Consider the following 317-nt stretch of genomic DNA (forward strand, 5'->3'; position numbering starts at 1 on the left):
CAGCGCCTGGCGCACCACGTCCATCGCCGGAAAGAAGCCCAGCGAGCCGACGGTCAGCCCCAGGTCGCTCGCGCCGCGCGTGACGACGTTCGGCAGCGTCTTGTCGATCTGGCCGCCGTAGTCGGTGTAGACGGCGCCCTGGTTCATCTTCTGCTGCCTCGGTGAGACCACGGCGCGGATCACCGAGTCATTGACCTCGCTCTGCGACAGAAAGCCCACCCAGCCCGCCAAGCGATTCAGCAGGCTTGGGTCTACCTGCCCCAGCAGGCGTGCGCGCAGGCCATTGCTGCCATCGGCCCACCACTGCCTGCAGGACG

General features: G+C 67.8%; 1 pseudogene. It reads right to left on the minus strand.

Annotated features, from left to right (window positions below):
• Positions 1–317 (minus strand): annotated as a pseudogene (locus ACR6JA_RS23475) (conjugal transfer protein TraG N-terminal domain-containing protein); the annotation flags it as partial.

The sequence above is a fragment of the Cedecea sp. B1(4) genome, assembly GCF_059414925.1.